At 66.8% G+C, this 11,463-nt stretch carries 13 protein-coding genes; 6 read left to right on the forward strand and 7 right to left on the reverse strand.

The window, feature by feature from the left end; translation table 11 throughout:
* Window positions 1–26 precede the first annotated feature (26 nt).
* On the reverse strand, window positions 27–455 hold the full coding sequence (locus tag ACLIVD_RS35355; RefSeq protein ID WP_280779437.1) for a RidA family protein: 429 nt from the start codon (window positions 453–455) through the stop codon (window positions 27–29).
* A 206-nt stretch (window positions 456–661) separates the two neighbouring features.
* Here ACLIVD_RS35355 and ACLIVD_RS35360 point away from each other — a divergent pair, with 206 nt between their 5' ends.
* A complete protein-coding gene (locus ACLIVD_RS35360; RefSeq protein WP_283333215.1) occupies window positions 662–2,128 on the forward strand; it encodes a CYTH and CHAD domain-containing protein in 1,467 nt (488 codons plus the stop codon).
* A gap of 9 nt (window positions 2,129–2,137) precedes the next feature.
* Here ACLIVD_RS35360 and ACLIVD_RS35365 read toward each other — a convergent pair whose 3' ends face one another.
* Both ACLIVD_RS35365 and ACLIVD_RS35370 read right to left on the reverse strand, forming a co-directional pair.
* The gene (locus ACLIVD_RS35365; protein WP_283333216.1) at window positions 2,138–2,605 is read right to left on the reverse strand and encodes a SixA phosphatase family protein; all 468 of its coding nucleotides are present in this window, start codon (window positions 2,603–2,605) and stop codon (window positions 2,138–2,140) included.
* A gap of 115 nt (window positions 2,606–2,720) precedes the next feature.
* The gene (locus tag ACLIVD_RS35370) at window positions 2,721–3,998 is read right to left on the reverse strand and encodes an APC family permease (protein WP_283333217.1); all 1,278 of its coding nucleotides are present in this window, start codon (window positions 3,996–3,998) and stop codon (window positions 2,721–2,723) included.
* A 323-nt stretch (window positions 3,999–4,321) separates the two neighbouring features.
* Here ACLIVD_RS35370 and ACLIVD_RS35375 point away from each other — a divergent pair, with 323 nt between their 5' ends.
* From ACLIVD_RS35375 to ACLIVD_RS35395, 5 genes are all read left to right on the forward strand, one after another.
* Window positions 4,322–4,654, forward strand: coding sequence for a hypothetical protein (locus ACLIVD_RS35375; RefSeq protein WP_280779433.1), 333 nt, complete (start codon window positions 4,322–4,324; stop codon window positions 4,652–4,654).
* Between the two features lie 69 nt (window positions 4,655–4,723).
* Window positions 4,724–5,116, forward strand: coding sequence for an ArsR/SmtB family transcription factor (locus ACLIVD_RS35380; protein WP_280779432.1), 393 nt, complete (start codon window positions 4,724–4,726; stop codon window positions 5,114–5,116).
* Window positions 5,113–6,201: an ACR3 family arsenite efflux transporter gene (gene arsB, locus ACLIVD_RS35385; RefSeq protein ID WP_283333218.1), complete on the forward strand. Its 1,089-nt coding sequence runs from the start codon at window positions 5,113–5,115 to the stop codon at window positions 6,199–6,201. The genes ACLIVD_RS35380 and arsB overlap by 4 nt, the downstream gene beginning before the upstream one ends.
* The gene (locus ACLIVD_RS35390) at window positions 6,198–6,605 is read left to right on the forward strand and encodes an arsenate reductase ArsC (RefSeq protein WP_283333219.1); all 408 of its coding nucleotides are present in this window, start codon (window positions 6,198–6,200) and stop codon (window positions 6,603–6,605) included. Before arsB ends, ACLIVD_RS35390 begins: the two co-directional genes overlap by 4 nt.
* Before the next feature lie 48 nt (window positions 6,606–6,653).
* Window positions 6,654–7,061, forward strand: a complete 408-nt coding sequence (locus tag ACLIVD_RS35395) for a hypothetical protein (RefSeq protein ID WP_283333220.1) — start codon at window positions 6,654–6,656, stop codon at window positions 7,059–7,061.
* Window positions 7,062–7,075: 14 nt separating this feature from the next.
* On the opposite strand, the gene ACLIVD_RS35400 is transcribed toward ACLIVD_RS35395, so the two are convergent.
* From ACLIVD_RS35400 to ACLIVD_RS35415, 4 genes are all read right to left on the reverse strand, one after another.
* Complete coding sequence (locus ACLIVD_RS35400) at window positions 7,076–7,546, reverse strand: nuclear transport factor 2 family protein (RefSeq protein ID WP_491931573.1); 471 nt, start codon at window positions 7,544–7,546, stop codon at window positions 7,076–7,078.
* 146 nt (window positions 7,547–7,692) lie between these two features.
* The gene (locus tag ACLIVD_RS35405; RefSeq protein WP_491931574.1) at window positions 7,693–8,652 is read right to left on the reverse strand and encodes a beta-propeller fold lactonase family protein; all 960 of its coding nucleotides are present in this window, start codon (window positions 8,650–8,652) and stop codon (window positions 7,693–7,695) included.
* 157 nt (window positions 8,653–8,809) lie between these two features.
* Window positions 8,810–10,213: an MFS transporter gene (locus ACLIVD_RS35410; protein WP_283333223.1), complete on the reverse strand. Its 1,404-nt coding sequence runs from the start codon at window positions 10,211–10,213 to the stop codon at window positions 8,810–8,812.
* Between the two features lie 74 nt (window positions 10,214–10,287).
* Complete coding sequence (locus ACLIVD_RS35415; protein ID WP_283350973.1) at window positions 10,288–11,460, reverse strand: thiolase C-terminal domain-containing protein; 1,173 nt, start codon at window positions 11,458–11,460, stop codon at window positions 10,288–10,290.
* Window positions 11,461–11,463: the final 3 nt, after the last annotated feature.

An 11,463-nucleotide genomic window follows, 5' to 3' on the forward strand; every position in this document is an offset into this window, starting at 1 on the left:
GGAAAGGGTCGGAGTCCAGCCAGGGGCTAGCTGGCGTCGGTGTCGGCGAGGACTCGCTGGGCGCCGGACACGGCGACGGCGTCCGCCTCGAACAGCATGCCCTCGACGAGGAACGAGTTCTGCACCGCGGTCACCGCGGGCCAGGGGCTGGTGAAGAATTCGGCGCGGACCTTCTTGAATGCGTCGAAGTCGTCGCGGTTGCCCAGGTAGGCGGTCAGCTTGACCACCGACGACATCGAGGCGCCGTGCTGATGCAGGATCTTCTCGATGTTGCGGAACACCTGGCGTGCCTGGGCCTCGAAGCCACCGTCGACGAGGTTGCCGGCGTCGTCGTAACCGGCCTGACCGGACGTGAACACCAAGTCGCCTGCCTTGGCGCCCTGGCTGTACTGGGCGGACTGTGCCCAGGTGAAGGGGGCGGGGCGGGTTTCGACGATGTTCTCGGTGGTCGTCATGATGATCCTTTCGGTGGGCGTCCCGGGAGTGCGGGACCTCGTTGGCGTCGCACTCGCCGGCTGACGAATGGGAACGCTATGGCATGGATCACCAGGGGGTAACCGTACTGTTGACTAAATCCGAACCGCCGCACTGTCCACCCGTACGTCTCCACTTCTCCGCCGTTGCGGGTGCTCCGGACATATTCGGGGTGCAGACTGGATCCATGGTGTCGATGCAGCGCGAGCGGGAAGACAAGTACGAGGTGGGGCTCGAGTTCGTCCTTCCGGATCTCGAGGACGTGTTGCCTGCCGGTGGACGGATCGAGCAGGGCACGGTGAATCTGAACAGCGTCTACTACGACACGGATGACCGCGATCTGCTCCGTCAGAAGATCACGTTCCGCCGCCGGACCGGGGACGCCGATGTGGGGTGGCAGTTGAAGGTTCCCGCAGACAAGGCCCGCACCGAGATTCGGATGCCTTCGGGTGAGAGTGACGCGCTTCCTGACGATTTGGCGACCATGATTGCGGGTGTCGCGCTGGGTAAACCTGTGCATCCGGTGGCGACGCTGAAAACCGTGAGACGCACACAGCGACTCCTCGACCGCGACGACCGCCTGCTGGCGGAAGTGGCCGACGACCGGGTGCGCGGTGCCGTCGCCGGTGAACGCGCTGTCCTGAGTGAGTGGCGCGAGGTGGAGGTCGAACTCGGCGACGCCGGGAACGAGAAACTGCTCAGGAAGATCGGTAAGCGCCTCACCCGCCGCGGTGCGCAGCCGTCCCCGTATCCGTCGAAGCTCAGCCGTGTGCTCACCGTCGCGCACCTCGCGGTCGACGGCAGGGACACGACCCGAACGACCGTGGAAGCGGTGCTCGTCGACTACCTGGACGCTCAGGTTCAGGCGATCGTCGCCGGCGACGTGTGGTTGCGTCGAGGGCTGGACCCGGTCCACCCCACCCGCGTGGGAATCCGACGTTTCCGCAGCACGCTACGGGTGTTCAAGCGCCTGTTCGAACCGATCGCGCGGGCAGAACTCGACGCGGAACTGTCCTGGTACGCCGGGTTGCTCGGGGAGGTGCGGGATCGGCAGGTGCAACGCGCACGCTTCGCGGACGCCCTCGCGGCCCTGCCTTCCGAACTGGTGATGGGCCCGGTCGCCGCACGCATCGAGAACGATCTGCTCGCCGAGCAACTCCGTCGTACGAAGGAAGTAATGGAAGCCCTCGACGGTGACCGCTACCGTGCGCTGCTGGCCACGCTGGCGCGGTGGCGCACCAGTCCACCGCTGACCGCCGAGGCCGGCGACGATCCCCGCGTGATCGACAAGTGCGTGCGGAAGGCCGAACGCAAGGCGCTCACACGCGTCACCACCGCGACTGCCGGCGACGACGATGCGGCCCTGCACCGCGCGCGGAAGGCCGCCAAACGAGCCCGGTACGCCGCCGAACTCGCCGCACCGATTCTGGGAAAGAAGACGGCGAAGAAGAAAGCGGCACGGTTCAAGAAGATGCAGAAGATTCTCGGCGAGCACCAGGACAGCGTCGTCGCCGCGGAGACGCTCCGGACTCTCGGTGCCCGCGCCGGCGCGACGCCCGGCGAGAACGGTTTCACGTTCGGCCTGCTGTACGGCCTGGAACTGCAGAAGGCACGGCAGGCCCGGGAGGACGCCGCCCGGCTCGCGTCGACCTAGAGGTCGAGATCAGCCCGCCGGAATCGGCGCGAGGTAACGCAGCGTCGGGGACGGACCTGCACCGCAGTCGACGAACCACGCGCCGCCTTTCGCGGTCGCGCCCGAGGGCGGGACGTCCGGTACCCCTCGCGACCGCGCGAACTCCGCCAGCGCGTTGAGGATCTCCCCGTGCGTGCAGAAGATTGCCCGGTCGGCGTCGGGCCCGTGGAGTACGGCGAACAGTTCGTCGGGGGACGCGTCCGGTGCCAGCAGCGGGTGATCGTGGACAGGCAGACCGCGCGCCTCGGCGAGTGGAAACAGGGTCTGGCGACAGCGGGTGGTGGGACTCGAGAACAGACTCGCGATCTCGATTCCGCCCAGCGCCGCGACGAAACCGTGGGCCTGCTCGTGCCCGAGTGGGCTCAGCGGCCGCTCGGCGTCGGGGCCGTGCCACAGCTTCTTCTCGCCTGCATGGGAGTGCCGAACCAGGATTAACATTCTCACCTTCTCCCGGCGCAAGGATGGTCGTTGAAGACTCCCACGCGAGACGACAATTGGCCACCGCGACCTGAGAATCGAAATGCTCTGCGGGGTAGCGCACACACCCCGACCGTCAGGTACGGAGGGAAGTGCGGATCCCGTAGATCACAGCGCCGAGCCCGAGGACGATCACACCCGAGATCACCGAGGCGAAGGGGAGGAATGCGGCGAGAACGAGGCACCCGAGGGCGCCGACGCCGGCAACCAGCCGCGACCACGGTTTCGAGGACAGGGTCCAGGCCGATGCGTTGGCGATCAGGTAGTAGACCAGCACCGCGAACGAGGAGAACCCGATGACGCCGCGCAGATCCGCTGTCGCGGAGAGGAGCGCCACCACCACACCGACCGCCAGCTCGGCTCGGTAGGGCACCGCGAACCGGGGGTGGACGGCGTCGAGTAGACGTGGCAGGTGGCCGTCCCGCGACATCGCGAACGTGGTCCGTGACACCCCGAGGATCAGGGCGAGCAGCGAGCCGAGCGCGGCGATCACCGCAGCCACCCGGACCACCGGCTCGAGGCCCCCGAACCCCGCAGCGGCAACGGCCTGCGCGAGCGGGTCCGTCGCGGCCGCGAGTGCGTCGGCGCCGAGCGCCGTCAGGACGGCGATCGCGACGCACAGGTACACGACGAGCGTGATCGTCAGAGCGATGGGTATCGCCCGGGAGATGGTCCGGGCCGGGTCCTTCACCTCCTCGCCGAGCGTGGCGATCCGGGCGTACCCGGCGAACGCGAAGAACAGGAGGCCGGCGGCTTGCAGAACTCCGGCCACGCCGTGCCCGGAGGTGATCGCGAGGCCGTCGAAGCCGGTATCGGAACCGGTCAGGCACACGACGACGACGACAGCGAGGATCGCGAGCACCGTGAACACGATGACCCGGGTGACCAGGGCCGACTTCTGCACACCCAGGTAGTTCACCGCCGTGATGGCGACGACGGCGATCACCGCGACGAGGTGCTCGCGGCCGGGCCAGGCGTAGGCGCCGACGGTCAGGGCCATCGCGGCACACGAGGCTGTCTTGCCGACCACGAATCCCCAGCCCGCGAGATACCCGAAGAACGGTCCCAGGCGTTCACGGCCGTAGACATAGGTGCCACCGGATTGCGGGTACAGCGCGGCGAGCCGGGCCGAGGAGTGAGCATTGCAGTACGCGATCACCGCGGCCACCGCCAACCCGACGAGCAGGGCGCCTCCGGCGGCGGCCGCGGCAGGCCCCAGCGCGGCGAAGATCCCCGCCCCGATCATCGACCCGAGGCCGATCATCACCGAGTCGAATACTCCCAGCCGCCGGCGCAACCGTGGCGTCGCGGTGGGGTGCGCGTCGTTGCCTTCCGAAATCTCGTCAGCGGCCATGCGTGGCAGTCTCCCCTTCGGACGTGCGAGTGTCGGGCACTCCAACGCTAGCGGTTGTCCGGAACTCGCACGTGAACCCCTCGGGGTCAAGCAGTTTCGGTGCGACGACGCCGCTCGCGGTCACGCCAGGGCTGCGTCGACCGTGGCGAGTGGGTGCGGGCATCGCGTGTAAAACACCGATAAGCGCTGGAAGGGGTGATTTCCGCCAACCGCTCGGACCATAATTGTTTCATCGGGAAAATGGCTACACCGAAATCATGTGTAACCCGAGAATCATCGGCCGGTGAGGCGCCGGGCGACAATCGAATCAAAGGTGACATCAGATGAACACGTTCGCGTTGCGCACGGCGATTACCTCGGCCGCGATCGCCGCCTGTTTTGCGCTCGGTTCGGGCGTCGCGGCGGCGGCACCGGCATTTCATGGGGACCCGAGCACACCCGGCTCGCAGCTCCACGTCCACGCCGACCCCAACACCCCCGCCGACAACAACAGTTACCAGTGCGGGGCGATCGGCGTCGGCGGTGCCGGGGTCGGATCGAACGCTCCCGGACAAAGTGGGCAACTCAACGGCGTCTTCTTCGGCAGCGGCCCCGTCCAGGGTGGTTGCATCGGGAATGACGGGTCGGTGCACTTCCCGTCCGGACGTGCCGAGTAGTACGGCCTGATCCGCACCTGGGCCGTCCGCTACGTTGCGCCCTGATTCGACATCTGTCAATATCGACGCATGTCGAATCAGGAGTTGTCGGACGGTGGCGCGTGTTGCTCGCCGCTCGCGCGTGAACCATTGACCGAGGACTGGGCCGGGGATCTGGCCCGGATGTTCAAGGCCCTCGGCGATCCGGTGCGCCTGCGCCTGCTGAGCCTGATCGCCAGCCACGCCGGCGGCGAAGCCTGCGTGTGCGACATCTCCGAGTCGTTCGACTTGTCGCAGCCGACGATCTCGCATCACCTGAAGGTGCTGCGCGCCGCCGGCCTGCTGGACTGCGAGCGTCGCGGCACCTGGGTGTACTACTGGGTGATCCCGTCGGCGCTGCAGCAGCTGTCCGCTGTGCTGCTGACCGAGAGCGGACCGGTCGTCCCGTCCGAGACCTGCACCTCCACGGAGGTTCCGGCATGAGCGAGGTCTCGACCACCGAACACCCGGCCGTCGTCGGCAAACTCTCCACCCTGGACCGGTTCCTGCCGGTGTGGATCGGCGTCGCCATGGTCGCCGGACTGCTCCTCGGCCGGATGATTCCCGGCCTGGGTGATGCCCTGTCCGCGGTGGAGATCGACGGCATCTCGTTGCCGATCGCCCTCGGCCTGCTGATCATGATGTACCCGGTGCTCGCCAAGGTCCGCTACGACCGACTCGACACCGTCACCGGCGACCGCAGACTGCTCATCGGATCGTTGGTACTGAACTGGGTGCTCGGTCCGGCGCTGATGTTCGCCCTCGCCTGGTTGCTCCTGCCGGATCTGCCGGAGTACCGCACCGGGCTGATCATCGTCGGCTTGGCCCGCTGCATCGCCATGGTCATCATCTGGAACGACCTCGCGTGCGGTGACCGCGAGGCAGCCGCCGTGCTGGTCGCGATCAACTCGGTCTTCCAGGTGATCATGTTCGCCGCGCTCGGCTGGTTCTACCTGTCCGTGCTGCCCGGCTGGCTCGGCCTCGAGCAGACCACCATCGACACCTCCCCGTGGCAGATCGCGAAGTCGGTGCTCATCTTCCTGGGCATCCCGTTGGTTGCCGGCTACCTCACCCGCCGCTTCGGCGAAAAGGCCAAGGGCCGCACCTGGTACGAAACCAAGTTCATCCCGAAGATCGGGCCCTGGGCGCTGTACGGGTTGCTGTTCACGATCGTGATCCTCTTCGCCCTGCAGGGCGACCGGATCACGTCCCAGCCGTGGGACGTCGTCCGGATCGCGGTCCCGCTGCTGGCGTACTTCGCGATCATGTGGGGCGGCGGCTACGCGCTCGGCGCCGTCATGGGCCTGGGCTACGAGCGCACCACCACTCTCGCGTTCACCGCCGCGGGCAACAACTTCGAACTCGCCATCGCCGTCGCCATCGCCACCTACGGCGCGGCGTCGGGGCAGGCCCTGGCCGGTGTCGTCGGACCGCTGATCGAGGTCCCTGTCCTCGTCGGGCTGGTTTATGTGTCGCTCGCACTCCGTTCCCGGTTTCGCGCGTCCGCTACGGAAGGTTCGCCGTCATGACCAGGCCCAGTGTGTTGTTCGTCTGCGTCCACAACGCCGGCCGCTCCCAGATGGCCGCCGGATTCCTGGCCCACCTCGCCGGTGATCGAATCGAGGTCCGCTCAGCCGGGTCCGCGCCGGCCGAGACCGTCAACCCGGCAGCGGTCGAGGCCATGGCCGAGATCGGGATCGACATCTCCGACCAATCCCCGAAGATCCTCACCCCCGACACGGTCGAAACCTCCGACGTGGTGATCACAATGGGCTGCGGCGACGCCTGCCCCGTCTTCCCCGGGGTCAGCTACCGGGACTGGGCGCTCGACGATCCGGCAGGCAAGGGCGTCGACGCGGTTCGTCCGATCCGCGACGAGATCAAGGCGCGAGTCGAAGCCCTGATCGCCGAACTCGTCCCCGCCACCGCCTGAGACGCGAACCGGCACCGAGTCGCGGTCGAGTGACTAGGGTCGATCCGTATGACCGCACTCAACGCTGTCGGACGTGTCGGCGCCACCGTCCTTGCGACCCTCGCGATCTCCGGCTTCCTGGCGTCGGGGACCGCGACAGCCGCACCGAGCACGGTTCCGTTCCAGGTCGACCCCGTCATCCCGCTCGTCGACTTGCCCACGCCCCGACTCGCCGCGACCGTCGGCGAACAACCAGGCGCCGCAGTGTTGCACGTGCGCCGCACTCCGGGGGACGGAAACCCGCACTTCGCGGTCGTCCACTGGGTGAGTCTCGGCACGGGTGCGTCCGGATCCGCAGCGTTCCCGACGCTGGATGCGCAACCCGTCACCATTCGTCCGGGCTCCGGTCAGGTCCTCGCATTCGTCGACCCGCAGGCGATCGGAACACCGGGCTTCGGGACCTTTTTCGTTCCCTGACACCTGGCTGACGGTCAGATCGCGGTCTCCTGCGCCGACAGGGCCATCCACGTGCCGTTCTGCTTGACGAACACGTCGGTGAAGCGTTCCCGGGCCAGCACATTGCCCGACTCGGTGAGGGTGTTGACGCCGTGGATCACGGCGGTGTCGCCGACGATGTCGACGGTCTGCTCGGTAGCATTCATCGTGAACGTCACCGGAACGATGCTCGCGATCTCCTCGTCACGACCAAGCAGTGTGCCCTCGCTGGTGATGTGCTTGAAGTCGGGACTCAGGATCGATTCGATCGTGTCGCGGTCGCCGGCAGTGATGGCCGTCAGCCACCTCGCTTCCTGAGCGAGAACCGCGTCCTGCTCCTCGGTGGCGTTGACCGATGCCGTCGCCGACACCGACACCGACGCCGTCTCGGTCGTGTCGCCGCCGCATCCGGCCAATCCACCGAACACCACTATCGCGACGACGACGCCGATCGCTTTTCGTGTCATACCGTCTCCAGGTGGGCCGCGGCTTTCGGTCTCTCCCAACAGTGGCACACCCCGCCCCGCGCGCGCCGACGATTCGGTAGCGTCGCAGTCGTGGCTCCAGCTCGTTCGGGATGACCGAACCTGACCGCGTAGGGGAGCTGGCACCGCTACCGCTCGATCACCGACACCGTATCGTCGGCGACGTTGACGACGTAGGCGGTGTGGCTGGTCGGGTCGACGGCCACACCCTGCGGACCGCTCCCGACCGGGACGGTGTCGGTGACGGTGCGGGTCTCGGTGTCGATCACGGACACCGACCCGTCATCCATGTTGGTGACGTAGGCGGTGTCCGCCGATGGGTCGACGGTCGCCCCGTAGGGTTGCTTCCCGACTCGCAGTGTGTCTGTGACGGTGAGGGTTTCGAGGTCGATCACCGACACCGTACCGTCGTCTGCATTCGGCACGAACGCCGTCCGGGTCGAGGGATCGACTGCGACGTCGTGAGGACTGCGGCCGGCGGCGATCGTGTCTGTGACGGTGAGGGTTTCGGCATCGATCACCGACACCGTCCCGCCCGGCCCCGTCGTCGCGACGTACAGCGCGTGGGTGGACGGATCGACGCCCATTCCCCCGGGTCGGTCCCCGACCTCGACGGTGGCGGAGACGGTGCGGGTTTCGGTGTCGATGACGGACACCGAACCGTCTTCGACGTTGGCGACGTAGAGGGTGTGGGTCGACGGATCCACCTCGATGCCCTGGGGTAGGGCACCGACGGGGATGGTGGCCGTGACGGCCCGGGATGCGATGTCGACCACCGACACCGCTCCCTCGGCCAGGCTCGTCACGTACGCGGTGTGGGTGGACGGATCCACCGCCACCCCGCTCGGTGCCCGGCCCGCCTCGATGGCACTGATGCCGCCGTCGGCGTCGATCAGCGACAACAAGTCGTCACCGCTGCTGGTGACATAGGCGGTACCGGTGGACGGGTCCACCGTCACATCGAGGAGTGGCCCCTTTCCGACACTTGCTGTGGCCGTGACCGTGGGTTTTCCCAGCGGGGCATCGTCGACGGCGGAGTCGCTACTCGATTGCCCGCACGCCGCCACGGTCAGGAGCATCGCGGCCATCGCAATCCAGGCCGCTCGCCTACGTGGCCGATGAGCTCCGAACATTCCGTCCACGACGTCTCCCGTCGACTCGGATCACCCGTAGTCGCCATTCTGTCACCGTCAACGGTGCGGAATGTCCGAGTCGGCCGACCGGAACTCCTGCAAGGATGACACTTCAGACCGCTCCTGCTCGGTCGATGCTCATGCCTCGGGTTTCCCGAGCACCGAGCATGACGGGCCCGAGGCACACGAGGAAGATCGCGCAGATGAGCCAGAACGGTGCACTCGTTCCCAGCTTGTTCTGGATGAAGGGGATCGATGCGACGACGAGGACTCCACCGAAGCACCTGCTCGCGGATTCCACGAATCCGGCGGCGGTACCCCTCGCATGGGTGGGGAATTGTTCGGACGTGAACAGCTTGGTGAAAGGAACCAGACCCGTGCAGAAGAACGCGCTGACAAACCCGCACGTGACAGCGAGTGCAACGTTCTGAGACAGTGCGAGCGCACTGAATCCGAAGATGGCGCCGACGCTGTAGAGGAGAAAGGTCTTCTTGCGGCCGAGCCTGTCGGCGAACTGTCCCACCGCGATCGCCCCCACCGCGCCGGCAATGATGATTCCGATGGTGGTGACCAACGCTCCCTGGGTTGTCATCCCCATATCCGCGTACATGACCGAGGCGTAGACCAAGAGCACATAGGCGCCCGCGCTTGCGCCGGCGCAGATCAGCAGGCACAGCATGAATCTGCCGAGCAACGGCCTGCGAAACAGATCGGCTGTCCCGCTTCCCCGTTCGGCGCCGGACTCGTACTCGGCGCGCACGACGGTGGCGATCTCGGGGTGTACGAGGTCATTCTCGTGGTGGTACCCGGCCTCGCGTTCCAACTGCTCGACCAGTGCGCGCGCTTCGTCTGTGCGGCCCTTCAGCAGCAGCCACCGAGGGCTTTCGGGCAGATTCCGGTAGATCAGCGGCACCGCGAGGATCGGCAGGCCACCGAGGAGGAACAGGATGCGCCAGGCCAGATCGACCGGCAGATGACCGACCATGACGAGGGCCGCCGCCTGCGGGACCAGATAGCTCAGCGCGAGCACCGCGGACGCCGCCGCGATCATTCGGGCGCGGGACCGGGTACCGAGTAGTTCGGAGAGCATGAGGTACGGAATGGGAAAGACCGCACCCAGTGCGAGTCCACCGAGAACCCGCATCGCCATGATCCACCCGACGTCCGCCGACACTGCACACAGGGCAGAGAACAGCGAGAACAACGAAACACCGCAGAGCAGGACACTTTTACGGCCGTACCGGTCGATGATGCGACCGGCGAGGGCTGCCCCCACGATGATGCCGCCGGTGGACGCGATCCCGAGCTGAGCGGTTCCCTGAGCCGTCAGACCCCAGGGCTCCTTCACGAGCAGCAAGATCGGGCCGATGACCCCCGTTTCGAATCCTTCGGCGACCCAGATGACCGTCACGAGTATGGTTGTCAGCAGAGCTGTCCTGGTCATCGGCAGACGGTCGAGACGCGACAGCAGGTTGGCAGTCACCATGACATCTGGTACCGCAGTGGTTTTGTCCATGACGAACCTCCTTGGGGGTATTCGGGGTCGACGAAGTCGAAAGATGCGGAACCGGGCGCAGATTCAGTGATGGGTCAGTCGGTGCCGAGGATCATCACCATGTACGCGGACATGACCATCCCTCCGGCCTGGACCAGACAGGTACGCGCATCCGGAACCTGGCGTGCGGCGCATTCGCCGCGTAGCTGACGGACGGCCTCGATCATCAACTGCATTCCGAACTGACCGGAATGATTGAATGAGAGCCCTCCACCGGAGGTGTTCAGCGGAAATGTCCCGCCGGGAGCTATTCGCCCGCCTCCGACGAATGCGCCGGCACCGCCTGGTTCACAGAACCCGAGCCCTTCGAGCGCGACGAGCACGTTGATGGTGAAGGCGTCGTAGATCTGGACGACGTCGATGTCCTGCCGGTCGAGCCGCGCCATCGCCAGTGCGTCGTCGGCGATCTCACGTAGCGCTCCGTTGTCGAGCCAGTCCTCCGTACCGAGCGGGGTCATGTGATGTCGGTAGGTATCACCGAAACCCCGAATCGACACCGGCTTCTGCGCCAGATCGGCGGCACGTCCCGCGCTCGTCAGAATCATGGCACCGGCACCGTCGTTGATCTGACAGATGTCGAGCTTGCGGAGTGGGTCGGCGATGACCGGTGACGCGAGATAGTCCTCCATGGTCAGGGGTTCCCGCCGCGCCGCGTTCGGATTGAGCTGCGCCCACCTGCGAGCCGCGAGGGCCACCTCCCCGAGATGCTCTGGCACACAGCCGAACCGGCTCGCGTACAGCTGGGCCAGCATCGCGTAGTACCCGACCGGATTGAGCATGCCGTACGGCGTCGCGAACTGGCCCATCGGTGAGCGCGGGTCCTGGACGACGCCGCCCCGCGCGCGACTCTTGTCCAAATGCTGTGTGCTGCCGTAGGCGACGAGGGCGACCTCGCACAATCCTGCGTCGATCGCCGCCATCGCGTGGACCAGATGGGTGATGTTGGACTGGCCGCCGACCACCGTGTTGTCGACGTACCGGGGGTGAATGTCCAGGTACTCCGCCACGAGCAGTGCGTTCGCGCGGTCGTCCCAGTGCGCGAAGACCCCGTCGATGTCGGCCGGGCCGAGTCCGGTCTCGAGCATCGCCGAGCGGGCGGCCCGGCATTGCAGCGACAGCGCCGTGGCACCGGCCGGTGCCTTGCCCAGACCGGCCTCACCGACCCCGACGATGGCGTACCGCCCCGCCAGTGCTCTGTTGTCCGCCATCTC

The organism is Rhodococcus sp. G6(2025), assembly GCF_058628105.1.